Source organism: Microbacterium sp. P5_B6, assembly GCF_056400345.1.
In genome coordinates this window covers 41,267-64,142 of sequence record NZ_JBFULL010000013.1, presented here as the reverse complement: position 1 = coordinate 64,142, position 22,876 = coordinate 41,267, and the positions used below count along the sequence as shown (strand labels likewise).

The 22,876-nt window shown below is 70.5% G+C and carries 20 protein-coding genes; 3 read left to right on the top strand and 17 right to left on the bottom strand.

Going from position 1 to position 22,876, the window contains the following annotated elements; all coding sequences use genetic code 11:
- Window positions 1–76: 76 nt before the first annotated feature.
- The 3 genes from AC1DP3_RS15310 to AC1DP3_RS15300 form a co-directional block, all read right to left on the bottom strand.
- Window positions 77–2,053, bottom strand: coding sequence for a bifunctional copper resistance protein CopD/cytochrome c oxidase assembly protein (locus AC1DP3_RS15310; protein ID WP_477294739.1), 1,977 nt, complete (start codon window positions 2,051–2,053; stop codon window positions 77–79).
- Between the two features lie 186 nt (window positions 2,054–2,239).
- Window positions 2,240–2,527, bottom strand: coding sequence for an HU family DNA-binding protein (locus AC1DP3_RS15305; protein WP_477294737.1), 288 nt, complete (start codon window positions 2,525–2,527; stop codon window positions 2,240–2,242).
- 219 nt (window positions 2,528–2,746) lie between these two features.
- The gene (locus AC1DP3_RS15300) at window positions 2,747–3,334 is read right to left on the bottom strand and encodes a TetR/AcrR family transcriptional regulator (protein ID WP_477294735.1); all 588 of its coding nucleotides are present in this window, start codon (window positions 3,332–3,334) and stop codon (window positions 2,747–2,749) included.
- 161 nt (window positions 3,335–3,495) lie between these two features.
- Between AC1DP3_RS15300 and AC1DP3_RS15295 the strand changes: the two genes are divergently transcribed.
- Window positions 3,496–4,329 (top strand): alpha/beta hydrolase, encoded by an 834-nt coding sequence (locus AC1DP3_RS15295; protein WP_477294733.1) that lies wholly within the window; start codon window positions 3,496–3,498, stop codon window positions 4,327–4,329.
- A gap of 40 nt (window positions 4,330–4,369) precedes the next feature.
- Here AC1DP3_RS15295 and AC1DP3_RS15290 read toward each other — a convergent pair whose 3' ends face one another.
- The 5 genes from AC1DP3_RS15290 to rpmB form a co-directional block, all read right to left on the bottom strand.
- A complete protein-coding gene (locus tag AC1DP3_RS15290; RefSeq protein WP_477294731.1) occupies window positions 4,370–6,220 on the bottom strand; it encodes a glycoside hydrolase family 2 protein in 1,851 nt (616 codons plus the stop codon).
- Window positions 6,221–6,259: 39 nt separating this feature from the next.
- Window positions 6,260–7,402 carry an alpha/beta hydrolase gene (locus AC1DP3_RS15285; RefSeq protein ID WP_477294730.1) on the bottom strand — a complete coding sequence of 381 codons (1,143 nt, stop codon included), beginning with the start codon at window positions 7,400–7,402 and terminating at the stop codon, window positions 6,260–6,262.
- 150 nt (window positions 7,403–7,552) lie between these two features.
- Window positions 7,553–7,858 carry a 30S ribosomal protein S14 gene (gene rpsN, locus AC1DP3_RS15280; RefSeq protein WP_477294728.1) on the bottom strand — a complete coding sequence of 102 codons (306 nt, stop codon included), beginning with the start codon at window positions 7,856–7,858 and terminating at the stop codon, window positions 7,553–7,555.
- Between the two features lie 3 nt (window positions 7,859–7,861).
- The gene (gene rpmG, locus AC1DP3_RS15275) at window positions 7,862–8,032 is read right to left on the bottom strand and encodes a 50S ribosomal protein L33 (protein WP_005051772.1); all 171 of its coding nucleotides are present in this window, start codon (window positions 8,030–8,032) and stop codon (window positions 7,862–7,864) included.
- Window positions 8,032–8,268 (bottom strand): 50S ribosomal protein L28, encoded by a 237-nt coding sequence (rpmB, locus tag AC1DP3_RS15270; protein WP_477294726.1) that lies wholly within the window; start codon window positions 8,266–8,268, stop codon window positions 8,032–8,034. The genes rpmG and rpmB overlap by 1 nt, the downstream gene beginning before the upstream one ends.
- 326 nt (window positions 8,269–8,594) lie before the next feature.
- On the opposite strand from rpmB, the gene AC1DP3_RS15265 reads away from it, so the two are divergent.
- A complete protein-coding gene (locus tag AC1DP3_RS15265; RefSeq protein ID WP_477294725.1) occupies window positions 8,595–13,562 on the top strand; it encodes an SCO7613 C-terminal domain-containing membrane protein in 4,968 nt (1,655 codons plus the stop codon).
- Between the two features lie 15 nt (window positions 13,563–13,577).
- On the opposite strand, the gene AC1DP3_RS15260 is transcribed toward AC1DP3_RS15265, so the two are convergent.
- The 8 genes from AC1DP3_RS15260 to AC1DP3_RS15225 are packed head-to-tail and all read right to left on the bottom strand — an operon-like array spanning window position 13,578 to window position 20,589.
- Window positions 13,578–14,249, bottom strand: a complete 672-nt coding sequence (locus AC1DP3_RS15260) for a DNA-3-methyladenine glycosylase (protein WP_477294723.1) — start codon at window positions 14,247–14,249, stop codon at window positions 13,578–13,580.
- Window positions 14,246–15,706: a hypothetical protein gene (locus AC1DP3_RS15255; protein WP_477294721.1), complete on the bottom strand. Its 1,461-nt coding sequence runs from the start codon at window positions 15,704–15,706 to the stop codon at window positions 14,246–14,248. Before AC1DP3_RS15255 ends, AC1DP3_RS15260 begins: the two co-directional genes overlap by 4 nt.
- Entirely contained in the window at window positions 15,696–16,448 is a 753-nt protein-coding gene (locus tag AC1DP3_RS15250; RefSeq protein ID WP_477294720.1) for a TIGR03943 family putative permease subunit, read from the bottom strand. Before AC1DP3_RS15250 ends, AC1DP3_RS15255 begins: the two co-directional genes overlap by 11 nt.
- Window positions 16,441–17,478, bottom strand: a complete 1,038-nt coding sequence (locus tag AC1DP3_RS15245; protein ID WP_477294718.1) for a permease — start codon at window positions 17,476–17,478, stop codon at window positions 16,441–16,443. The genes AC1DP3_RS15250 and AC1DP3_RS15245 overlap by 8 nt, the downstream gene beginning before the upstream one ends.
- A complete protein-coding gene (locus tag AC1DP3_RS15240) occupies window positions 17,465–17,881 on the bottom strand; it encodes a Fur family transcriptional regulator (RefSeq protein ID WP_477294717.1) in 417 nt (138 codons plus the stop codon). Before AC1DP3_RS15240 ends, AC1DP3_RS15245 begins: the two co-directional genes overlap by 14 nt.
- Before the next feature lie 10 nt (window positions 17,882–17,891).
- Entirely contained in the window at window positions 17,892–18,815 is a 924-nt protein-coding gene (locus AC1DP3_RS15235; protein ID WP_477294715.1) for a metal ABC transporter permease, read from the bottom strand.
- Window positions 18,812–19,639 carry a metal ABC transporter ATP-binding protein gene (locus tag AC1DP3_RS15230; RefSeq protein ID WP_477294713.1) on the bottom strand — a complete coding sequence of 276 codons (828 nt, stop codon included), beginning with the start codon at window positions 19,637–19,639 and terminating at the stop codon, window positions 18,812–18,814. The genes AC1DP3_RS15235 and AC1DP3_RS15230 overlap by 4 nt, the downstream gene beginning before the upstream one ends.
- On the bottom strand, window positions 19,636–20,589 hold the full coding sequence (locus AC1DP3_RS15225; protein WP_477294711.1) for a metal ABC transporter solute-binding protein, Zn/Mn family: 954 nt from the start codon (window positions 20,587–20,589) through the stop codon (window positions 19,636–19,638). Before AC1DP3_RS15225 ends, AC1DP3_RS15230 begins: the two co-directional genes overlap by 4 nt.
- A 120-nt stretch (window positions 20,590–20,709) precedes the next feature.
- Between AC1DP3_RS15225 and AC1DP3_RS15220 the strand changes: the two genes are divergently transcribed.
- Window positions 20,710–21,348: a DUF2238 domain-containing protein gene (locus AC1DP3_RS15220; protein WP_477294709.1), complete on the top strand. Its 639-nt coding sequence runs from the start codon at window positions 20,710–20,712 to the stop codon at window positions 21,346–21,348.
- Window positions 21,349–21,507: 159 nt separating this feature from the next.
- Here the strand turns inward: AC1DP3_RS15220 and AC1DP3_RS15215 are convergent, their stop codons facing one another.
- Window positions 21,508–22,875, bottom strand: coding sequence for a dihydrolipoamide acetyltransferase family protein (locus tag AC1DP3_RS15215; protein WP_477294707.1), 1,368 nt, complete (start codon window positions 22,873–22,875; stop codon window positions 21,508–21,510).
- Between the last annotated feature and the right edge of the window lies 1 nt (window position 22,876).

Here is a 22,876-nt window from a genome sequence, read left to right as displayed (position 1 = left end):
CTCGAGCCGATACGTCGCGGACTGCGCCGGTCGTATCGGCTCGTCGCGTCTGTATCGGTTCGCGGCTGGAATGGCGTCAGCGACCCGCGCGCGCGTCCCGCTCGGCGAGCTCCGCCAGCCGCGCGTTGTACGCCTCGAGCTCGACGTCGCCTGATCGGTCGACCTGACGGTCGCGGCGGCGCTGCTGGCGAGCATCCGTCCGACTCCACTGGATGGCGACCGTGATCGCGAGGATGAGCGTCGGGATCTCGCCGATCGACCAGGCGACCCCGCCGCCGATGTACTGGTCCTCGAGGGGCGTCGCGCCCCACGTGCGGCCCATCGCCCCGAACCATTCCGACACCATGAGCCCGCTCTGCATCATCAGCGCGATGCCGAAGAACGCGTGCATCGCCATGATGCCGATGAGCAGGAGCAGCCTTCCGGGGTATGGCAGGCGGTACGGCACCGGATCGACCCCGATGAGCGACAGCGCGAAGAGGTAGCCCGTGATGAGGAAGTGGGCCACCATCCACTCGTGGCCCAGGTGGTCGTACAGCGTCCAGCGGAAGAGGTCGGTGAAGTAGAAGATCCAGAGCGATCCGATGAAGATCCCCGCCGCGACGAACGGGTGGGTCAGGATACGCGCGACCGGCGAGTGCACGGCCCAGAGGATCCATTCGCGTCCGCCGCGGGTGTCGTCCTCCCGCTTGCGGATCGCCCTCGCGGCGAGCGTCACGGGCGCACCCGCGACCAGCAGCACCGGAACCGCCATCGACAGCAGCATGTGCCCGACCATGTGCATGCTGAACAGGTAGTCCTGGTACGCGTTCACCGCCCCCGAGGTCACCCAGACCAGGAGGGCGAGGCCCGAGATCCACAGGACCGTGCGATGCACCGGCCAGGCGTCGCCGCGCGCCCGAAGACGCCAGACACCGGCCAGGTAGAAGAAGGCGCCGAAACCGGCGGCGAACGCCCACAGGAGGTCGACGTCCCACGACGTGAGCCAGCGTTCCACGGTCAGTTCGGGGGGGAGCGGCGCGCCCGTCAGGAACTCGGCCGGAGTGCGCACCACGGGAAGTGCCGAGTTCGTCGGAGGGGCTGTGCGGGAAAGAGCGGCGGCAGCACCGCTCGCGACGCCCATGAACGCGAGTTCGAGCGCCACGAGCGACCAGAACCGGCGGGAGCGGGCATCCTGATCCATCCGCCCGATGAGGCTGCGGCGGTAGCGAGCGGCGAGTATGCCGATGCCCACCAGCGCGAAGACCTTCACGAGCACGATCGCGCCATAGGGGCTCACGAGCCCCGCCCAGGATCCGATGCCGATCGCCGCGCGCACGGTGCCCGCGATCGCGACGACGATGAACGCCACGAGCGCCAGGCTGGAGTACCGCCCGAGGGCCGCGCCCATGGTCTCGCGGCTGACGAGCGGGCGGATCACGACGAGCAGCAGCAGACCGCCCACCCACACCGCGGCGCCGATGGTGTGCAGCACGACCGCCATCACGGCGGCGGTGTGGTTCGCCTCTTCGCCCGAATGACCCTGGGTGGCCATCGGAACGATGCTCGCGACGGCGAGGATGGCGACGAAGAAGGATGCCGTCCATCCGCGCACGGCGAAGGCCAGCACCGTGAGGGCGGCGCCGGCGATCATCGTGATCAGCCACGTTCGGCCGAGCTCCGTCTCGACGAGGTAGCGACCGAGCTGCGCGCCGAACTCGGGCGCGGCACTCACCTCGGGGTTGAACGCGTCCACGAAGGTCAGGAAGCCCGTGACGGCGGCGGTGATCGTGAAGATCGCGGCCGACACCGAGGCGAGGTCCAGGGCGGCGTCGAACTCGCGCTCGCCCGACGAGAGGGCGAAGAGCGCTGTGACCAGTGAGCCGACCATTCCGGCGGCCGCGAGGTTGACGACAAGCTTCGCCGTCGGCAGACCCCATCGCACGAACGGCCCCGCGTCTCCGATCGCCAGCGGTGCCGCACCCCCGCCGACCGCGAGACCCCACACGAGCGCGACGAGCGCGGCCGCGACGAGGATCGCGGGGCCGGCGGCCCGCAGCACACGGGGATTCACCGTTCAAGCCTAAGCGGGGGTTTCATGCCCGGCCTCCGGCAGACATGCAGGAGGGGGATGCCGCGAGCGCGGCATCCCCCTCCCGACGAGAATTGCTGAGGTTTCGATACGGGCGCCTTCGGCGGCCTACTCAACCTGACCCGACTCGCATCAACGCGGGCTACGCGCGCATTGATCCGAGTCGCGTCACTTGACCGCAGCCTTGAGCTTCGAGCCCGCCGTGACCTTGACGCGCTTGCCGGCCGGGATCTGGATCTCTTCGCCGGTCTGCGGGTTGCGGCCGGTACGCGCCGACGTGGCGACCTGCTCGACAGCGAGCCAGCCCGGGATCGAGACCTTGTTGCCCTTGGCGACTGCCTCGGCAACGGTCGAGAAGAGGGAGTCGAGCACGCCCGACACCGCGGACTGGCTCTGGCCCGTCGCGCTGGCGATGCTCGCGACGAGTTCGGTCTTGGTGATGGACTTGTCGGCCATGTGGTGTCCTCCGAGGCGGCGCATGCGCCGCCTTTCATAACTCGGACCGAAGAGCAGTCTGCCCCCCGGCTGGTCGGATCGACCGCCTCGAACCTAGCCGACAACGGCCTAGATCCGCGGATTTCCGCGGCTTTTGGACGTTCTGACCGGCGTGTCGGGTGTCTGGAGGGGCTTTTGTGACGGATGTGACGCCCTCGTGCGCCTGCGTCGCGGGCGGCACTACGGGCGGTGGGAGGCGATCACGCCACGAGCCGTGCGGGCGAAGGCGGGCGCCACACGGTCCTCTCCGTCGAGATATCCGCCCACGAGGGCCGCGTCCCGAAGGAGGACGAGGGATGCCGCCGCCTGATCGGGATCGGTCAGTCGGGCCTGCTCGGCGAGGTGTCGGAGTGTGCCCCGGAACCACTCGCGATGGTCGGCGATGAGGTCGCGCACCGGTCCCTCGTCCGGATACTCCGCTGCCGCGTTGATGAACGGACACCCGCGCGTGTGCCGATCGCGGATGTCTGCGGCGATGCCCTCGATCACGAGCTCGAGGAGCTCGTCCGGGTCCTGAGATGCTCCCGAGGCCTCGGAGAAGAGTCTGCGCAGCTGTGCATCTTCGCCCCGGAGGTACTCCAGGACGAGGCCTTCTTTGCCCTCGAACTGCTTGTACATCGTGGCGCGGGTCACCGCTGCCTGCTCGATGATGCGGTCCACTCCCACCGAATGAATGCCTTCGGAATAGAAGAGTGCCGTTGCCGCGTCCAGCAGCCGCTGTCGCGCAGGCGACGGGCGGGATGCCGTGGCATCCGTCGTAGTGCTCATGACGAGTCCTCCCCCGGCCTTCCATCGTGCCATCCGCTTCGACGAATGGCCTGTGCGAAGAGATTGCGACAATCTCGGAATAGTCTTGTGTAGATAGAACGTTCAGTCTACCATCAAGCCAGACCCACCTCCCTACCCTCACCTCTTCCAAGGAGATCGCAATGAACAGCACGACCAAGACGCCCATCGTCCTGATCCACGGACTGTGGATGACCCCCAAGAGCTGGGACACGTGGGCCGACCGATTCCGCGCCGCCGGCCACCAGGTCATCGTTCCCGGCTGGCCTGGAATCGATGACCGCACCGTGGACGACATCCGCAGCAACCCGGCGGCGCTCAAGGGCGTCGGGCTCACGCAGATCGCCGACAACTACGAGCGCATCATCCGGGCGCTCCCCGAGAAGCCGATCATCATCGGCCACTCCTTCGGAGGGGTCCTCACCCAGATGCTCGCCGACCGCGGACTCGGGGTGGCCTACGTCGGCGTCGCTCCCGGACAGCCGGCAGGCGTCACCGCGCTTCCGCTCTCGACGCTGTGGACCGGCACGCCGATCCTCTCCAACCCGTTCGGGCGCAACGGCGCCAAGCCCCTGTCCAAGCGGCACTTCCACTTCACCTTCGGCAACGACCTGCCGCGCAGCGAGTCCGACGCGCTCTGGGACGAGTACGCCGTCAACTCGTACAACCGCGTGTTCTTCGAAGGTGTCCTTTCGGTGTTCAACGAGAAGAACGGCGTGACGCACGTCGACTTCGCCCGCACCGAGCGCGCGCCTCTGCTCGTGGTCACCGGAGGCATCGATCATGTCGTGCCCCCGGCCATCGGCAAGGCGATCGTCAAGAAGTACCAGTCGACCGGCAGCCCCGCGGTCGTCGACTACAAGGAGTTCGCCGGACGCACCCACCGCCTGGTGAGCCAGGACGGCTGGGAGGAGATCGCCGATTTCGTGCTGGACTGGGCGACCACCCACGCCGTGAGCAAGACACCCGGGAAGTAGCCCGGGTCCTCGCCGTCTCGCCAGGAGCGGAGCCCGGAGCTCAGGGAGCGCCGGGCTCCTCGGCCGCCATGTGCAGCTGCACCTCCACATGCGGCTGCCTCGGCCCCTCGGTCGCGCGTCTCATGGCGTCGAGCTCGAACTTCGGCCGGCGGTCGGCGGTGAACAGGCCGTTCGCCTCCTGGAACGTGTCGGTCAGCTGGGTGTAGCAGAATCCGGCGAACGCCTCGATCGCATGCACGCTGGAGAGCAGTCGTTCGTACGCCGCGCGCAGCTCTGCGGACGAACCCGTCACCGAGTAGCCCCACGTCCCGTCCGTCTCGGTGGAGGGACGGCACGCGATGCCGCCGAACTCGCTGAGCACGAGAGGCTGCCCCTCCGCCGGGTGCATGTCGAGCGTGATCAGGCGACCGGCCGGCACGGCCGCCCTCAGAGCCTCAGGCAGTCCCCGGCCGTCCATCGCCGCATACCGCTCGCGCAGCCGCTCGGGATCCTCTTCGTAGTCGTGGATGCTGAGGATGTCGGTCGCCGTCGACTCCCAGCCATCGTTGCCGACGACGGGGCGCGAGGGGTCGAGGGCGTGGGTCAGGTGGTACAGCGCCTGCACGAAGGCGCGGTGCGTGCCGACGTTGGGCAGATCGGGAACCCCCCACGACTCGTTGAACGGCACCCACACGACGATGCACGGGTGCGCGGCATCCCGGTCGATCACCTCCACCCACTCGCGGGTGATCCGCTCGACCGACTCGCGCGTGAACCGGTAGGCGCTCGGCATCTCCTCCCACACGAGCAGACCCAGGACGTCGGCCCAGTAGAGGAATCGCGGATCCTCGATCTTCTGATGCTTCCGCACGCCGTTGAAGCCCGCCGCCTTCGCCAGCTCGATGTCACGCACCAGAGCCTCGTCGCTCGGCGGGGTCATGAGCGTGTCGGGCCAATAGCCCTGGTCGAGCACCAGCCGCAGCGGATAGGGACGGTTGTTGAGCAGTATCCGCCCCCGCTGCAGGGCGATCCCGCGCATGGCGGTGTAGGAGCGCACTTCGTCGACGACCTGGTCGCCCTCGAGCAGCCAGACCTCGGCGCGGATGAGGGTCGGCGACTCGGGCGACCACAGCAGCTCGTTGCGGAAGTCGTCGATGCCGGGATCCTCCAGCGCGATCGTGCGATGCAGCGTGGTGTCGGTCATCCGATAGAGGTCGTCGGCGATCACGCGATCGCCGGCGGACAGCCGCAGCCTCAGCTGCAGCCGAGCGGATGCCTCGGCATCCTGGATCTGCGCCTCGACCACGATCGACCAGCGCTCGAGCTGCGGAACGAGCCGCAGATCGACCAGTCGCTTGCGAGGCACCTCTTCGAGCCAGACCGTCTGCCAGATGCCCGTCGTGCGCGGGTACCAGATGCTGTGCGGCTCGTCGCGCCAGTCCTGCTTGCCCCGGGGCTGCGCGAGCCCTTGCGGCTCGTCGTGCGCCCACACGGCGATCTCGTGGGTGCTCCGGTTCTTCAGCTCGTCGGTGATGTCGAACCAGAACGGCGTGAACCCGCCCTCGTGCCTGCCGACGAAACGGCCGTCGACCCACACCTGCGCCTCGTAGTCGACGGCGCCGAAGTGCAGGAGCAGCCGCGTGTCGTCCCGACGGGTGTAGTCGATGGTGCGCCGGTACCAGAGGTCGGGTCCGAGGGTGCGGTCATCGATGCCGCTCGCGCTGCTCTCGGGAGCGAATGGCACGGTGATCGAGCGATCCCACCCGGTCACGGCACTCGGATGCTCGGCTCCGCCCCCGACCGCGAGGTCCCAGGGCCCGTTCAGGCACATCCAGGTGCGGCGCTGCATGAGGCGGCGCGGATAGTCGGGGTGATCGGACGGCCAGCTCTCCGGCCACAAACGCGTCGCCATGCCTTCACGCTACGCGCGGGGTCCGACGGTCGCGACCCTTCAGGCAGGGATTGCCTGAGATGAGGTTTCGTGCTCCTTCACCCGCTCGGCGCTCCCGTGCAGCCGCCGGAGCGCCTGCACGATGTCGTCGTGCCAGCGCCGGGCGCCCGGAAGGACCCCGGTGAACATCGGGGTGTCGTGCGTCATGCCGAGGTAGCGGACAGCGGATGCGTCGACCCCCGCCTCGCGCAGCGCGACGGCGTACGCGGCACCATCCGCGCTGAGGGGGTCGTACTCGGCGGTCAGGACCACCGCAGGCGGGAGCCCCTCGTGCGACGAGGCGAGCAGCGGCGATGCGAGCGGCTCCTTCGCATTGCTCGCGTGGGGCAGGTAGGTGCGTGCGACAGAGCGCAGCTCGCGCCGGGCGAGCACGCTGGGGATGCCGAGAGAGCGGAGTGCTGCCAGGTCGATGTGCCTGCCCGTGAGGTCGGTCACCGGCACCTCGAGCACCTGGAGCCTCAGCGGCAGTCGGGCGCCGTCCCGGTTGAGCAGCGTGACGGCCGCGGCGATGTTGCCGCCGGCGGAGGTCCCCATGATGCCGATCCGCTCGGCATCGATGCCGACCTCGGCCGCGTGATCGAAGAGCCACCGGAGCGCGGCGTAGGCCTGATTCACCTGGGTCGGATAGCGGTGCTCAGGGGCGAGCGAATAGTCCGCCGCGACGATCGCCACACCGGAGTCCGCGGCACGGCGGCGGTAGCCGGCATCCGTCGTGGGATAGTCGATCCCCCCGATGCGGAAGGCGCCCCCGAACAGCGCGAGGCAGCCCGGAACGAGCGTCCCCTCGGACTCGGGCGGGTAGTAGATGCGCACCCGGAAGGACGGCACGCCCTCGGCTGACACGCTGTGCTCGGCGATCCTGAGGTCGGGGCCGGCCGTTCCGACGGTCGTGAACTGGGCGCGATCCCAGTTGAAGGCCGATTTGCGGTGCCGAGCGCGAGCGAGGGCCCGCGCGCTTCGGGAGTCGCTCTGCGCACCCGTCGCCTTCGACGCCTCGGAAGGAGATGTCGCGGCGGCCGGCAGTCCGGAATGCCCGAAGGGGACCATCGCGATCAGGCGGGCCTTGGCCGCCTTGAGCGCTCGCTCGTAGAGATGCCGACGGTGCACCCGCAGCCGGTCGGCGAAGAACGGGTCGAGCGGCATGGGTTGTTCCTCCTCACCAGCGTGGCGAGTCTAGCTCCGGGTCTCCGTGCAGCCACCGCTCTTGACGGACACCGGGAGCGGGAGTAGCCGGGGATGACGGAAGGCCCGGAGTTCCGAGGAACTCCGGGCCTTCTTCAGGTCAGCTGCGGCTTACCAGGACGACTTGGTCACGCCGGGCAGCTCGCCACGGTGCGCCATGTCGCGGAAGCGGACACGCGAGATGCCGAACTTCGAGAGGTGGCCGCGGGGGCGACCGTCGATGACATCGCGGTTGCGCAGACGCACCGGCGACGCGTTGCGCGGAAGCTTCTGCAGGCCGAGACGGGCGGCTTCGCGCTGCTCGTCGGTGGAGTCGGGCGAAACGAGCGCCTTCTTCAGCTCGGCGCGCTTGGCCGCGTTGCGGTCAACGATCACCTTGCGCTGCTCGTTGCGCGCGATCTTGCTCTTCTTAGCCATGGATCAACGCTCCTCTCGGAATTCGACGTGCTTGCGGATGACCGGGTCGTACTTCTTGAGCACGATGCGGTCGGGGTTGTTGCGACGGTTCTTGCGCGTCACGTAGGTGTAACCCGTGCCGGCGGTCGAACGGAGCTTGATGATCGGACGTACGTCCTGAGCCTTCTTCGCCATCAGAGCTTCACACCCTTCGCGATGAGGTCCTTGACGACCGACTCGATGCCGCGTGCGTCAATGACCTTGATGCCCTTCGCCGAGACGTTGAGCTTGATGTTGCGACCCAGCGACGGAACGAAGTAGGTCTTCTTCTGCACGTTCGGGTCGAAGCGGCGCTTCGTCCGGCGGTGCGAGTGCGAGATGCTGTGACCGAAGCCGGGAATTGCTCCAGTCACCTGGCACACTGCTGCCATAGTGATGTCTCCTTAGTACCGTGAGGCCGGACGGCCTCACCCAAGATCCCTTGTCTGCACCCACCACTCGTCCGACCGTTGCCGGTCTGAGAAGAGGGAGTGGGCACGAACTGCGTGCAGGAGTGCGCGCAGACAAAGAGTCAGTCTAGCACGGTCGGCGTGTCGGACCTTTCCGGTGCGATCCGTCATCTATTGACTATCCCCACAGGCAGTCGTGGGGCGCACTTATCCCCAAGCCACAAACTTTCCGGGGCAAAGGGACCTGCCGGTGCCATCATGGGGTTCTTCCGGGGGGATGGACAGAGTTCTGCGGGATGCGAGGACCAATGACCGATTCTCCCGAGCCGGTGCGGCTGTGGCCGCCCTCTCCTTACCAGCTGGCTGACGACAGCCGATGCCCGGCGTGCTTCGAGGTGGCATCGCAGTCGGTGTGCCCTCACTGCGGTCTGCGCCTGGACGATCCGCGCACGGCCCGTGTGGTCGAACTGGGCGGGCAGATCCTCGCGCTCGAGGTGATTCGCCAGTCCACCATGGATTCCATCCGTCTCACGCAGTGGGAGGCGGCCGCCGCAATGGCACCGCCCGCGCGGCAGACGGTGGCTGCCGCCGCCGAGGTCGTGACGCCCGAGGAGCGGGTGGTGACGCTCGAGCCGCTCGCAGAAGCGCCGGTGATCGAGGCCGCGCGCGGCGCTGATGCGGACGCCGCCCCGGCGACGGCGATCGAGGTGCTCCTCCGCGAGTCCGAGATCGCCTCTGTGCCGTTCGACGTGCCGACCTCCGCGCCCGGGTCAGACGCCCCCGCCGCGCCTCCGCTCGTGCCGTTCCGCGTGCCGACCTCGGGGCCCGGTTCGGACGCCCCCGGCGCCCCTCCGCTCGTGCCGCAGGTCGCGGCATCCGTTCCCCGCACGCCGCGACGGCATCTGTCGGTGCCTGTGCTCCTGCTGATGGTCGGCGTGACGCTCGTCGGGATCGCGGCCGTCTTCTTCCTGGTGTTCGCCTGGTTCGTCTGGGGCATCACGGTGCGGGCGCTGATCATCGGCGGCGTCACCCTCGCCGCCGTCGTCGGCGCTTCGCTGCTGCGCCGGCGCGGGCTGACGGCGACTGCGGAGGGGATCGCGGTCCTCGGCATCATCCTGCTCGCCCTGGATGCGTGGGCCGTCCGCGCGAACGACTTCTTCGGCACGGGCGACAGCGACCCGGCGCTCTACGCGGGAGTGTCGGCGCTCGTGATCGGAGTGGCCTGCCGCGTCTGGGCGAGGTTCGCGAAGCTGCGAGGACCCGATGTCACTGCGGCGGTCGCGCTCCCCGCCGGACTGGGCCTGGTCATCGGGGGCGCGCTCGCGCTTCCGCCGGTCGAGGCCGCGGTGGCCGGGCTCCTCGGCGCAGCGGCCGGCGGGCTCCTTCACACGCTCCCCGCACCGTGGTCGTCCGCCCGGTCGGGACGTGACGCCGTCCCCGAGCGGCTCGTGCTCGCGATCATCGGGGTCGTCGCGCTCACTGCCGCCGCGGTGGTCGCCGCGTTCATGACCTTTGACGTGCCCGTCCTGGTGTGGTCGAGCGTCCTCGTGCCCGTCCTCGGCACTGCGCACGCCCTCCTGCTGCGGCCGCGCGCGGGCGAGGAGCCGCTGCCCGTCGCGAGAGGGCTCGCCGGGCTCGCCTCCGCCGTCGCCGTCGCGACGGTCGCGATCGCCGGGTGGCAGCTGTCGTTCCGCCTGTACGACCTCGTGTACGCCGAGTTCATCGCGCCGGTGCTGGCGGTCGCGACCGCGCTCGCCGTGGACCTCATCCGCGCGCGACGCGGCGGGCTCACCGCCGGGTACATCACCGGGTGGGTGATCGCCGCCCTCAGCGTCACGGCCGTGCTCGTCTCGTCCTGCTCGCAGGCCCTCTTCTCCACCCTGTCGTCGTGGACGATCTGGCAGACGGATGCCTTCACCCCGCCGCCGCCGTTCCTCCCCGCGCCGTATCTTCCGATCGCCACCGCGGTCGCGATCGGCTTCCTCCTGCTGCTGGCACCATCGCTTTCGCGCCCGCGGCTGCGCGAGCTGCGCATCGTCATCGCAGCCGTGCTGCTGCTGGCAGCCGGCGCCCAGACCGGCGTGCCCGTCCTCCTGGTGTCGCTCACCGTAGCCCTCACGGCTGCCGCGGTCGCGTTCGCACGCTCACGGCAGCGGGTGGGGTGGGTCATCGTCGCGATCCTGGGCGCTGCCACCGCCTATGCCGGCGGCCTTGCCACTCCCTGGCTGTGGCTCATCGGCGTGGCGGTCGCGATCGCACTTCCGATCGCGTGGGGATTCGTCGTCCGTCCCGGCGAGGATGGGGAGGTCGCGCTTGCGCTCGCGCCCATCGCCGTGGCGGTCCTGTCGGCCTTCATCGCGCCCGGAGCACTCGCCGCAGCCACCGGGCTGGCCGGCGAGGACTGGCAGATCACGGTCGGACTCCTCCAATGGATCGCTCTCGCCGCACTCCTTGTCGCCGTCGCCGTTCCCCTCGAGAGGCGCAGCGGGGTGGCGGTGGCCTTCGCGGCCTACGTGCTCATCGCCGTCGCACTCCTGTGGACGGCCGCGGGATACTCCTTCCTCGTCGACGGGTCAGCCGCTCCGGACGCCTTCCGCGGCGCGATCGGCGATCCCGCGCTCGCCGTTGTCCGGGGCGTCGCGCTGCTCGGCGCGCTGACGGCCGTCGCGCTGGCGCGCACGCGTCTGCGCGGGGCCTCCGTCTATGCCGCGGCTGCGCTCGTGGCGCCATCTCTCGCCTATGCGATCCACGAAACGCTCGGCATCCTCGGGGTGCGCAACATCGAGGCGGTTCCCCTCATCCCGATCGCCGGGGCAGTGGCGATCGCGGGCCTGGGCGCCTGGGCCGAGCTCGTCAGAGAGGTGACTCCCGAACTGCGGATGACGAGGCTCGCCGCCGATCTCGGTGTCGCCGGCACGGTCCTGGTGGTGGTGTGGCCGATCGGCGAGGCGCACGTGTGGCAGGTCTGGTTCCTTCTGGCGCTCGGGTTCGCTGCGCTCGCGGCGACCGACGGCTGGGCGGCTCCGGCGACGACACCCGAGGGGGACGCCTTCGCCACGCGGGCCGTTGGTGTGCCACTGGCCGCCGCGCCGCGACGGCTGCTCATGTGGCCTGCCGTGACCGCGCTGATCCTCGGCTGGTGGTCTCTCCTCGAGAGCGCCTCGGCGCGGCCGATCACCGATGTCGAAGTCCAGTCCGTTCCCGCGGGCCTCGTCCTCATCGGCTTCGCGGCGCTCCTCGTCTGGCTTCGGCGGCGCGTGGAGGCGACGATCGCACTGGCGGCCGGTCTCGCGCTGGCTCTGTGGCCCTCCGCCATCGCCGGGTGGGGCGGAGACGAGCTGCGCGGCACGATCGTCGCGATCACGGCGGCGCTCGTCTGCGTGGCGCTCTCCCTGCGACCCCTGCGCGGCATCCGCCCCCCGGCGATCGCCGGTGCCCTCGTCGCGCTCGCGGCGGTCGGACTGGTGACCGTCGAGCGGGCGCTCTCCGGCTCGGCGAGCGGGCCGGCCTGGCTCCTGCTCCTGGTGGGCACCGCGTACGTCTCTGCTGCCGGGATGGCGGGGGCGCGGCCTCTGCCGCCGGCGTGCCGCGTGTACGCCCTCATCGTGCCGCCGCTCGCTGTCGCCCTCTCGGCTGTCGCCACCCTGCCGTCGACGGACGACGGGACGGTCGTGGCGGCGGCGGTGGCCGTGCTCGCCCTGCTGCACGTCGGCGCCGCGGCACTCGACCGCCTGCCGCTGTCATCGGCCACCCGCTGGACCGCGTTCGCCGGCGCAGTCACGACGGCCGGTGGAGCGATCGTCTGGGGCGGAGCCTCGGAAGTCGAGCTGGTCGCCCTCCCGGTGGCGGGGATGCTCCTCGTCGGCGCGGTCGCTGCCGTGCTGCGCCTTCGGCGCGAGGGGAGGGCCTGGCCAGGGCTTGAGGCGATCGCGTGGGTCGCGAGCCTCGTGATCGCGACCCTGCCGAGCATCATCGCCCCCGCCGAGCCGGTCCGGGTCTGGACCGTCATCGGAGCGACCCTTGTCGCGGCCGCCGGGATCACGCTGTCCCGGATGCCGGATGAGTGGGGCGTGCGGGTGCCCAGCGCCCTCGTGCTCGCCCTCGCCGCCGTCGGGATGGGCGCGCGATCACTCGCCGAGCCCCTCCTCGCGAGTGCGGAGCCGGCCGCAATCACGGCTGCGGCGGGTGCCATCGCCGTCGCGGTGCTCCTCGTGGCGACGACGCCGAGCGAGCGGCCGACCTGGCCGCCGACGCTGATCGCCGCGCTCGCAGCCGCACTGCTCGTCTTCATCGTCGTCGACCGCTCGGACGGCGAGCTCGCGAGCTCTGCCGTGGTCGCCCTTCTCGGCGGCGTGGTCGGCGTCACCGGCGCCGTCGGGCTCGGCGTCCGGCGGTGGCGGGGGATCGCCGCCGTTCTCACCATCTCGGGCCTCGTCGTCGCGGTGTCGGCATGCGCCGTGCGGTTCACGGCGATCATCGGGCAGCAGGGCCTCGAGCCCGACTTCTGGCTCCTGGCAGGCGGCGGCATCACGGTCGGGATCGTCCTCATGGCACTCCGCGCTGTGCCCGCCGGGGGCATGGGCCGCGCCGGCGGTGCCGTCCTGGGCGCGGCAGCCCTCCTGTACGCGTGGGCGGAGTTCCTCGCCCTGCAGACGCAGTACGGGCTCGGGGGCGCGGAAGGCGTCGAAGAGGTCCGCACCGTGCTCACCATGTCGGTCCTCACCCTCGCGGGGCTCGCCGGCGCGCTCTGGCGCGCGCGGCTGCAGTGGACCCTCCTGATCGCCGCGGGGATCGGAGCCGCCGTGTTCGCGCTGGTCGCCACGGTGGGCTTCGGTGTTCGCCCGGTCGAGCTCGTCACCGTCCCTCCGGCGATCGGCGGGCTGCTCTACGGCGCCCGCCGCCTGGTGCGAGAGCCGAGCACCCGCAGCTGGCCCGCGCTCGGCCCCTGGCTCGTGCTCCTCACCGTGCCGTCGCTGGTTTACGACGTCGGCGAGTTCGACCTGTGGCGCGTCGTCGCACTGGGTGTCGTCGCGATCGGGCTCGTCGTGGCGGGCGCGGTCCTGAAGCTCCAGGCGCCTCTCGTCCTCGGCTCGATGGTGGTGCTCGCCCACGGCATCGCCCAGCTGTGGCCGTGGATCACGGCCGGATACGACGTGGTGCCCTGGTGGCTGTGGCTCGGGATCGGCGGTGCGCTGCTGATCTTCCTCGCCGCCAACTACGAGCGGCGCGTGCGCCAGCTGAAGGCCGGGTTCGTGGCGGTGACGTCGCTGCGCTGAGTGGACGTCGGTCGCTCAGCCGCGCGCCGCTTCCGCCGCGCCCCGGCCCCAGCGGAACGCCGACACCGTCGGGTCGCCGGTGATCCAGAAGCGCCACGGGAAGGCGGCCGTGCCGGCATGCCCGGCGACGCCGACCCGCGGTCCGGATGCGACGTCAGCCAGAGGCTCCTCGAGCAGCTCGAGGCACGCGACCGCCCCGTGGCGGGGCTCGCCCGTGATCGCGTCGATGCCGTCGTGCACCGGATGCCGCAGCCCGAGAGCGTCGCCGAGCCGCCCCGGCCCGCGCGCGAGGTCGCGGTCGACCCGCGCTGCCGGGCGACGCCGGCGGGCGGCATCCGCCCCCTCCACGATCTCGCCGCCGCGCAGGAGGATTCCCCCCGCCGACCCCTCGGGTCCGCAGACGACGTTGACGCACGAGTGGATGCCGTGGCTGAGGTAGACGTAGAGGTGCCCCGGCTCGCCCCACATCGTCGCATTCCGGGCCGTCTGCCCCATGCGCGCGTGCGAGCCGGGATCGGCGATCGGTCCGGTGCCGAGCCCGTGATAGGCCTCGACCTCGGTCAGCCGGACGGCGACCGTCTCTCCCTCGACGACGGTGCGGAGGACGCCGCCCAGCAGCCGCGGGGCCACCGCCGCCGGAAGCCCGACGAGGTCCTCACGCCGCGCGCTGCGCAACACGGCGGTCATTGGGGCGGCACCCGGCACCACGAGCTGTCGAGGCCGCTGAGGGCGACGATCTCGTCTCCGGTGGCGATCTCGACGACGTGGGATTCGATCCGTGTCGGCATGGGCAGGAGGTAGGTGTCGTAGCGGTTCTCGATGATGTCCGGAGCGATGGCGAGGACGGCGTAGCGCCCGCTCGGCGAGACGCACGTGCGGATCACCGTGTCGGTGTCGGCGACCTCGGCGACCGGGTGCGACGCGCCGTCGTCAGCGACCCACGCCACCACGGATTCTCTCGGGATCCCTCGGTCGTCGAGCTTGGCGTACAGCCGCAGCGTTCCTCCCCCGGGCACCGCCTGAACCGTCCGGAGCTGGCCGTACTCCGCGTCGGACGAGGGGAGGGCGGCTTCGCTCCCGTCCGTGAGGTCGAGCAGCACCAGTCCCTCGGCGCGATCCACCACGGCGCCCTGCGCGGCGACGTCGTCGAGCGCGAGCGCAGCGCCGAGCGAGGTGGCGTCGGCGCCGGCGGCATCCGTCAGCCACAGCGTGCCGTCGAAGCCGACGAACAGCACGCTGTCGGTTGCCGGCACGAAGCGCCACTGCGCCACGCGACTGTCGGCGCCGGCGACTTCGACGGCCTGCGGCTCGGCGGAGCGGTCCCGAAGCGAGGTCGTGAAGAGCATGCTCTCGCGTCCGCCTGCTGCGCCGAGCGAATCGTCGGTGTAGGTGTAGCCGATGAGGTCTCCGCGTTCCGCGCTCTGCAGATTGGTGATCGACCCCTCCCCGGGGAGCGGCAGCGAGCGCCGATTCGAGCCGTCGAGGTCGCTCACGATGAGCTCGGCCGGACCCATCCCGCCCGAGTCGTCGCCGGCGCGGACCGACATGACCAGATGCGAGGACGTCGCGCGGTAGTCCTCGATGTGCGGGTGCCGGAACACGGGCACCGCCTGCTCGCCCGTGAGATCGGTGCGATAGATGGCGTCTTCGTCCTCGCCCCGCTGCAGCAGGAAGAACTCGGCCGCCCCCGTGCGGAAGGTCTGCTCGATCGTCGTCGCCGGCCCACCGCCCACTCCCTCGACATCCGAGATCCGCACGGTGTACTCGGTGTCATCCCAGAGGGGCAGGGCGAAGCGAACCCCCACGCTGCGCCCCGACGTGTCCACGGCGAATGGGGTCGCGGGGGTGATGGTGACCTGATCGGGCGTGACGTCCTGCAGCGCCTGTGAGGTCGTCATGATCAGGCGGGCTCCGGAGGCCGAGGCCGCCGCGACCGGATCGACCTGTGCGTCCGTCAAGCGCGGGCCCTGCGCCGTGCTCAGCGCAGCACCGGCGAGTCCGGCCACGGCGAGCAGGACGGCGACGCCCGCGAATGCCAGGAGGAACGAGCGACCGCGCCGCCGGCGCGATCGAGCACTCCGCGTGGGGCCCGCATCGGGTTGCGCTGTCGCCCGAGTCCGGCGCACCGGGACCTCAGTACTCATACGGATCCCCCGGCTCGTCGATGCGCTCGACGCTTTCGGCATCGATCGACAGCCCGCCTTCGGCGGTGGCCTTCACGGTTCCGGTGACGCGCACCCACTGACCGGTCTCAGGGGCCGCCGCGCCGGCGAGCACGGGGATGCTGGCGGCCTGCGCGTCGATGACGCAGTGGGTGATCACGAGCCGCGTGAGGTCGAAGCTCCCGTCCCCGGGCGTGACGAAGCCGGTGAGGGTCACCGGATCTCCGTCGTACGCGTCGGGACTCGTCGAGGTCGCGAACACGGTGGACCACTCGCCGATCCCGAACTCCGCGGTGTCGCCCGTGGCCGCCAGGGTGACCGCGTCCGCTCCGGCGAAGAGGGGCGGCGCGTCGATGTCTCGTGACATCGCGAGTTCGGCCGACAGCGACGCGGGCGGGGTGACGAGCATGGCGATGACGATGAGGGATGCCGCGACCCCGCCGCCGACGGTCGCCGCGACGGCGAGGGGGTGGCGGGCGTGTGCGTGCTCCTCGCCCGCTTCGTGAGCATGTCCGTGGTCGTCCTCGGCGCCGAGCGGGAGCGCGAACGTGGCGAGCGCGCCGATCAGCACGACCACGGCCATCGAGACGGCGAACCACGTCGCATCCGGGTTGATGTACAGCCCGAGGCGACCGGTCGCCGCGAGGCTCAGGGTCGTGACGGCGAGGGCCGCGGCGAGCCCGACGCCAAGCCAGCGATCGAGGAGCGAACGACGGTCAGGCAAGGAGATTCACCGCCGTCCCGATGGCGAAGGCCGACAGCACGACGATCACCACGAGCCCCGCCAGCACCCGCGTCGTGAAGGTGGTCCGCATGAGCGCGAGCATCTTGACGTCGACCAGGGGACCGACCAGGAGGAAGGCGACCAGAGACCCGGGCGTGAAGGTCGAGGCGAACGAGAGCGCGAAGAAGGCATCGACGTTGGAGCAGATCGACACGACCATGGCGAGCAGGATCATCGCGATGATCGAGAGCGTGGGGTCGGAGCCGATCGCCAGCAGCGCCTCGCGCGGAATCAGCACCTGCACCGCGCCGGCGAGAGCCGAGCCGATCACGAGCGCGGGGAGGACGGCTCGCAGTTCCACCACGAACTGCCCGGCGCTGCGCTGCCACTTGCCGCTCGCCCCGGTCGCGGGCCCCTGCGCGTGCTGCAGGTCGCAGGTGTCGCGGAAGCGCTCGGTCAGCAGGCCGTCGGGATCGGGATGCCGGCTGTACAGCCATCCGATCAGGTTGGCGATCGCGTACCCACCCAGCAGCCGGGCGACGAGGATGCCGTCCGCGAACCCGAAGGCCTGGTGCGTCGTGATGATCACGATCGGGTTCACGATCGGCGCCGCGATCAGGAACGTCAGCGTCTCCGGAACGCTGAAGCCGCGCATCAGCAGTCCCCGCGCGAACGGCACGTTGCCGCACTCGCACACCGGCACCACCATGCCGAACAGCGACAGCACGGCGCGGCGCGCCCACGCCCGGCGCGGCATCCATCGCTCGAGAACCCCCGGTGGCACCCACACCTGCACGACGATCGACAGCAGCACCCCGAGGACGATGAACGGCAGCGACTCGATGAGGACGCTGAGCGCCAGTGTCAGTCCGTCCTGCACGCGCGTCGGAAGCTCGACCGGATAGACCGTCGGCGCGAAGAGGTCGATCGCGAACAGCAGTCCGATGAGAGCCACGCCGACGACCACCCAGACGCTCGCGCGGCCCGCTCTCGGGCGTGCGTCGATCGCCGGCGGCTCAGTCCGCGTCACGCTCGCTCGCCCGGGCGGCGGCGCAGGTCGCGCACAGCCCGAAGATGTCGACGATGTGCTCGGCCTCGATGAAGCCGTTCGCGGCCGCCGTCCGCCGAGCCCACTGCTCGACATCCGTCGCCTCGATCTCGACCGCGAGCCCGCACGACCGGCAGATGAGGTGGTGATGGTGGCCGCGGGTCGCGCACGCACGATAGAGGCTCTCGCCCTCGGGGCTCTGCAGCGAGTCGGCGGCGCCCTGCGCCGCCAGCCCAGCGAGCGCGCGATAGACGGTCGCCAGGCCGATGCCGGTGTTCTCGTCGCGGAGCGTCGCATGGAGGCTCTGGGCGCTCACGAAGCCGCGGGCATCGGCGAGCGCCTCGCGGACGCGCTCCCGCTGCCACGTGTTGCGCTGGACGACCATGGCGGCGATTCTACGCGGGGCCCACGGGAGCCGCCTGAGTGGAGGCCGCGTCGAGGGACCGGGCGGATGCCGACAGCCGCGCCTTCTCGACGCGCCCACGGCGCGCGCCGATGAGGCGGCAGACGACATAGATCGCGAACGAGAACGTCGTGATGTAGGGGCTCACCGGAAGCGTGCCGGCGATCGCGAGCAGGATGCCGCCCACGGCCGCCGTGAACCCGAACACCGCCGACAGCACCGGCACCGACACGGGTCCCGAGGCGACGCGCACGGCGGCGGCGGCGGGGGTGACGAGGAGCGCCATGACGAGCAGAGCGCCGATGATGTGCACGCTGACGGCGACGATCAGCCCGAGGACGAGCAGGAAGCCGAGCGAGACGGCCGTCGTCGGCACTCCCCGCGCCGCTGCCGAGACCGGATCGAGGGAGTCGAAGCGCAGCGGGCGCCACATGAGCACGAGGGCGATGAGGGCGATGGCGCTCATCGCGATCAGCAGGCCGAGCTGATCGTTCTGCACCGAGACGATCTGCCCGGTGAGCAGACTGAACTGGCTGGCCGAGCGGCCCTGATAGAGCGACAGGAACAGGATGCCGAGCCCGAGCCCGAAGGGCATCAGTACGCCGATGATCGAGTTGCGGTCGCGGGCGCGGGCACCGAGCCACCCGATGAGCAGGGCGGCGATGACCGAGCCGACGAGGGATCCCGTCACCACGTCGAACCCGAACAGGAGGGCGGCCGCCGCCCCGGCGAACGACAGCTCGCTGATGCCGTGCACGGCGAACGCCATGTCGCGCTGCATGATGAACACGCCGATCAGTCCGCCGACGAGCCCGAGCACGGCACCGGCCCACACGGAGTTCGACACCAGAGCGAGGATCTCCCCGTAGACGGGCAGGCCGCCGAACATCGCCTCCCACACCTCGTTCCACGTCATGCGTGCGCTCCCGCTTCGAGGTCGTCGTCGTCGTGGTGGTGATGCGGCTCCTCGGCGTCGGGAGCGCCGACCACCACGAGTCGCCCGCCCGCACGCAGCACGTACACGGGCGCGCCGTAGAGGTCGGTCAGCACCTGCGAGTCGAGCACCTCCTCGGGCTTGCCGAGCATGAAGCGCCCGCCGGCGAGGTAGAGGATGCGATCGACGCTGCGGAGGACGGGATTGGTGTCGTGCGTCACGAACAGCACCGCGGCATCGGTCGTCCGACGGTGCCGGTCGATCAGCGAGACGACCGCCTGCTGGTTCGCCAGGTCGAGGCTCGTGAGGGGCTCGTCGCACAGGAGGAGGCGCGGATCGTCGGCGAGCGCCTGCCCGATCCGGAGACGCTGCTGTTCGCCGCCCGAGAGCAGTCCCACCGGCCGGTCCGCGAATCCCTCCGCGCCGACGGAGCGGACCAGCGCGTCCACGCGTTCGCGATCGGACCGCCGCGGGAAGGGGATGCCCCACTTGTGCCCGTCGACGCCGAGCGAGACGAGGTCGCGCCCGCGCAGCGACGTGTCGCGCGGCAGCGGCCGCGACTGGGGCACGTAGCCGATCCGGCGGTTGCCCTTGGTCAGCACAGGCGTGCCGAGCGCGGTGATGGTTCCCGACGTCAGCGGCTCGAGGCCCAGGATCGCGCGCAGCAGCGTCGTCTTGCCCGATCCGCTCGGGCCGAGGACCGCGATGAACTCCCCCGGCTCGACCGCGAGGTCGAGATCCGCCCACAGTTCGCGGTCGCCTCGGCGCAGGGATGCGCCTTCGATCCGCAGCAGCGCGTCCGTCATTCCTCGAGCGCGTCCTGAATCGACGCGATGTTCTCCTGCATCCACGAGAGGTAAGTCTGGCCCTCGGGGAGCGTCTCGGTGAATTCCACGATCGGGATGCTGTTCGCCGACGCCTTGTCGATGACCTGGGTCGTCTCGGGGCCCCCGGTCTGCGCGTTGACGAACACGATCCGCACGTCGCCACCCTCGAGCAGCTTGATCGACTCGAGCAGGGTGGCGGGCGCGACGTCCAGGCCCTCCTCGACCGCTTCGCTGAACGCGGCGGGGGTGACATCGTCCAGGCCCGCGCCCGTGATCAGGTAATACGGGATGGGCTCCGTGACGAACACGTCGTCGCCCGCGTGGGCGGACTCGATGTCGCCGAGCGATGTCTCGAGTGCGGTGATCTTCCCGGCGACATCGTCGGCTGCCGCGGTGAAGGCATCCGCGTCGCCGGGACTCAGGATGCTGAGCTCCGACGCGATGGCGACGACGAGGTCGGCCATGGTGGCGGGGTCGTACCAGACGTGCTCGTTGAACCCGTCGACGTGGTCGTGCGCGTGCTCGCCTGAGCTCTCGCCGCCGTGAGCGGCCGTGCCGGACCACTCGGACGAGAACTCGACCGCCGTGATCACTTCGGCGTCGCTCCCCGAGGACTCGATCAGACCATCGATGAACGGGTCGTAGCCGCCGCCGTTCTCGATGACGAGATCGGCACCCGCCACGGCCAGCTGGTCCTGGGCGCTCGCCTCGAATGAGTGCGGGTCCTGCGCGTTCGAGGTGATGATCGACGTCACATCGACTGTGTCGCCGGCGATCTCCTGCACGAGCTGTCCGTAGACGTTCGTGGACGTCACCACGTCGATGCGACCGTCGTCTGCGGTGCTCTGGGCCTGCGCTCCGGCGCACCCGCTCAGCAGGACGGCGGAGGCGGCGGTCACCGCGAGGGCGGAGAGTCGGCGGGAGCGCATGCTCCGACTCTACCGTTACTGATAATCGTTCTCAACTCAGCTCGCAACGTGCAACGCGCGCCGATCGAGGCGGCTAGTCTTTCGGCGATGCGCACCGCCCGGGCGCGGGGGAGCGGACGTATGACGAGCAGCACCAAGAGCACAGCATCCGTCCCCCCGATCGTCGCGCGGCTGCGCACCTCGGCGCTGATCGCGCTGCCCTTCCAGGTCGTGACGGTCGCCCTTGCTCTGGTGCTCGCGGCGCTCGGGGCAGAGGTCGAGCTGCCGCTGACGTTCCTGCTGATCCCCGTCTACTGGGTGCCGCTGTTCGTCGAGCTCGTCTTCCGCACCCGGATGCCGTGGCCGCTGCAGGTGAGCTATCTGGCGTTCATCGCCGCCGGGTCATTCGCGGGCAGCGCTCTGCACGTCTACTGGTACTTCCCGCTCTGGGACGTCCTCGTGCACTTCTACTCGGGCGTGATGCTGGCCTGGCTGGGGCTGTTCATCGCCCGTCACGCCGAGGAGCAGACCGGAGCCCCGCTGCCTCGCTGGTTCTCGCTGACCGTCGTGCTGCTCACGCCCATGGCGTTCGCCGCGGCGTGGGAGATCTGCGAGTTCGGCAGCGACATCATCCTGGGCACGGCGTCGCAGCACGGGCTGAGCGATTCGATGACCGACATCATCGCGGGCACCCTGGGCGGCGTGCTCGCGATCATCCTTCTGCTGATCACACGTCGCCCGCGTTCGCTGGCTCCGGGTTCGCTCCTGCCGCGCAGCTGACGCACGGGCGCCTCGCCGGGAGCGAGAGCGGCCCCGGCCCCGGGGCCGTGGCCGCAGCCCCGGGGCCATGGCCACTGGGCCCGGGACCGTGAGCCTCCACTGGACCGACGAGAACGTGGGCGCCACCCGCGCTCTCGTCGGTCGGATGGAGGCTCAGCGTCAGTCGAGCAGCAGTGCCGGCTCTTCGAGGATCGACGCGACGTCGGCGATGAAGCGCGACATCCCGTCACCGTCGATCACGCGGTGGTCGAACGAGCCAGCGACCGTCGTGACATAGCGGGGGCGCACCTCGCCGTCGACGACCCAGGGCTTCTGGCGGATCGTGCCGAGAGCCACGATCCCCGCCTCACCGGGGTTGATGATGGGGGTGCCCGCATCCATCCCGAACACCCCGATGTTGGTGATCGTGATCGTCCCGCCGTGCTGATCGGCGACCGTCGACTTGCCTTCGCGCGCGGTGAACGTCAGCTTCTCGAGGGCTCGGGCCAGCTCGCGGAGCGAGAGGTCCTGCGCGTCCTTGATGTTCGGCACGAGCAGTCCGCGCGGGGTCGCCGCGGCGATGCCGAGGTTGACGTAGTGGCGCACGCGGATCTCGGCGCCGTGGTCGGTGTCGACCCATGCGGCGTTGACCATAGGCGTGCGGCGGACGGCCCAGATCACGGCGCGCGCCATGATCAGCAGCGGTGACACTTTGGTGTCGGCGAAGTCCGATGAGGTCTTCAGCCGGCGGACGAGCTCCATCGTGCGCGTGGCGTCGACGTCGGTCCAGACCGAGACGTGGGGCGCGGTGTACGCCGACTGCACCATGCCCGAGGCGACGGCCTTGCGAACGCCCCGCACAGGGATCGACTCCTCGCGCTCGCCGGCCGGCTCGACCGGGCGCGGACTGGTCAGGGCAGGGGCGGGTGCGGCAGCGGGGGCCGCCACGGGGATCGTCTCCTCGCGGACCGCCGGCCACTCAGGCGTCTCGATGTTGCGGAAGACGCTCGCCTGGGATGCGTGCCGCACGACGTCTTCGCGCGTGACCTCGCCGGCCGCACCGCTGGGGGTGACATCCGCGAGGTCGACACCCAGATCCCGTGCGAGCTTGCGGATCGGGGGCTTCGCGACCACTCCGACGGATGCCTCGACCCGCTGCTGGGCGGTGACCGGGGGCTTCTTCCGACGGGACTGCACCTGGCCGCCTGTGCCGTAGCCGACGAGCACGGCTCCGCCTTCCGGCTCGACCGGTGCCCCATGCTCGCTCTGGCCGACGACGGCCGGCGCCCCGGCATCCGCTCCCGCGATCGGGGCGGCGATCGTGATGATGGGCGTGCCGACGTTGACGGTGTCGCCCTCGGCGGCCAGCAGGTCACCCACGGTGCCCGCGAACGGCGACGGGAGCTCGACGAGCGACTTGGCGGTCTCGATCTCGACGAGGACGTCGTTCACGGCCACGTCGTCGCCGGGCGCGACACGCCACGACACGATCTCGGCCTCGGTGAGACCCTCGCCGACGTCGGGGAGGAGGAAGGTCTGAGTGCTCATC

Bases quoted from the DNA above. Each gene is read 5' to 3' on its own strand.
- AC1DP3_RS15235 (WP_477294715.1), bottom strand. From the start codon at position 18,815: ATGACGTGGAACGAGGTGTGGGAGGCGATGTTCGGCGGCCTGCCCGTC.
- AC1DP3_RS15225 (WP_477294711.1), bottom strand. From the start codon at position 20,589: ATGCGCTCCCGCCGACTCTCCGCCCTCGCGGTGACCGCCGCCTCCGCC.
- AC1DP3_RS15295 (WP_477294733.1), top strand. From the start codon at position 3,496: ATGAACAGCACGACCAAGACGCCCATCGTCCTGATCCACGGACTGTGG.
- AC1DP3_RS15260 (WP_477294723.1), bottom strand. From the start codon at position 14,249: ATGACCGCCGTGTTGCGCAGCGCGCGGCGTGAGGACCTCGTCGGGCTT.
- AC1DP3_RS15290 (WP_477294731.1), bottom strand. From the start codon at position 6,220: ATGGCGACGCGTTTGTGGCCGGAGAGCTGGCCGTCCGATCACCCCGAC.
- rpsN (WP_477294728.1), bottom strand. From the start codon at position 7,858: ATGGCTAAGAAGAGCAAGATCGCGCGCAACGAGCAGCGCAAGGTGATC.
- AC1DP3_RS15255 (WP_477294721.1), bottom strand. From the start codon at position 15,706: ATGAGTACTGAGGTCCCGGTGCGCCGGACTCGGGCGACAGCGCAACCC.
- rpmG (WP_005051772.1), bottom strand. From the start codon at position 8,032: ATGGCGAAGAAGGCTCAGGACGTACGTCCGATCATCAAGCTCCGTTCG.
- AC1DP3_RS15230 (WP_477294713.1), bottom strand. From the start codon at position 19,639: ATGACGGACGCGCTGCTGCGGATCGAAGGCGCATCCCTGCGCCGAGGC.
- AC1DP3_RS15215 (WP_477294707.1), bottom strand. From the start codon at position 22,875: ATGAGCACTCAGACCTTCCTCCTCCCCGACGTCGGCGAGGGTCTCACC.
- AC1DP3_RS15285 (WP_477294730.1), bottom strand. From the start codon at position 7,402: ATGCCGCTCGACCCGTTCTTCGCCGACCGGCTGCGGGTGCACCGTCGG.
- AC1DP3_RS15220 (WP_477294709.1), top strand. From the start codon at position 20,710: ATGACGAGCAGCACCAAGAGCACAGCATCCGTCCCCCCGATCGTCGCG.
- AC1DP3_RS15240 (WP_477294717.1), bottom strand. From the start codon at position 17,881: ATGGTCGTCCAGCGCAACACGTGGCAGCGGGAGCGCGTCCGCGAGGCG.
- AC1DP3_RS15265 (WP_477294725.1), top strand. From the start codon at position 8,595: ATGACCGATTCTCCCGAGCCGGTGCGGCTGTGGCCGCCCTCTCCTTAC.
- rpmB (WP_477294726.1), bottom strand. From the start codon at position 8,268: ATGGCAGCAGTGTGCCAGGTGACTGGAGCAATTCCCGGCTTCGGTCAC.
- AC1DP3_RS15305 (WP_477294737.1), bottom strand. From the start codon at position 2,527: ATGGCCGACAAGTCCATCACCAAGACCGAACTCGTCGCGAGCATCGCC.
- AC1DP3_RS15300 (WP_477294735.1), bottom strand. From the start codon at position 3,334: ATGAGCACTACGACGGATGCCACGGCATCCCGCCCGTCGCCTGCGCGA.